This window comes from Stenotrophomonas sp. 278 (assembly GCF_003935715.1).
Classification (GTDB): domain Bacteria; phylum Pseudomonadota; class Gammaproteobacteria; order Xanthomonadales; family Xanthomonadaceae; genus Stenotrophomonas; species Stenotrophomonas maltophilia_AH.
The window spans coordinates 1-505 of record NZ_RHPP01000335.1; the positions used below are offsets into that span (position 1 = coordinate 1).

Here is a 505-nt window from a genome sequence, read left to right on the forward strand (position 1 = left end):
GCCACCAGTGCCGCGCCGCTGCCCCTGCCGGCCACGGCCATCGCGCCGGTGGCGGACGAGTTCGCGATCCGCGGCTCGCAGCTGGGCATGCCGTCGGGCGTGCTGACCCCCAATTTCGACCAGCAGCAGTCGGTGGATCGCGTACTGCAGCGACTGCGCATCGACGGTTGCCAGAACATCGCCAAGGCGATGCCGGGTGCACCGGCGGTGAACCCGAACGACCCCGCCGCGTACAAGCCGAAGACCGAGTTTGACAACACGCCCTGGCGCTTTGACATGAGCCAGAACGGCAAGCGCATGACCGCCGAGGAATTCGACGCCTGGATGAAGGCGCGGGGCGTGCGCGTGGTGAAGGCGCGTCCGGCCCCGGCCGCTGCAGCGGCTCCGGCTGCGGAAGCGCCGGCCGAGGCCAAGCCGGACAAGAAGTAAGTCGTCCCGCGCGACAGAGTGATGCGTACGCCCCGCCGCCCCCCTGCCGCGCCGACTGCCCGCCCACGCCGCGAAC

At 71.1% G+C, this 505-nt stretch carries 1 protein-coding gene; it reads left to right on the plus strand.

Annotated elements, in window-relative coordinates; all coding sequences use genetic code 11:
- Window positions 1–429: hypothetical protein (locus EGJ34_RS22015; protein ID WP_125362475.1), on the plus strand; the 429-nt coding region annotated here is incomplete at its 5' end.
- Between the last annotated feature and the right edge of the window lie 76 nt (window positions 430–505).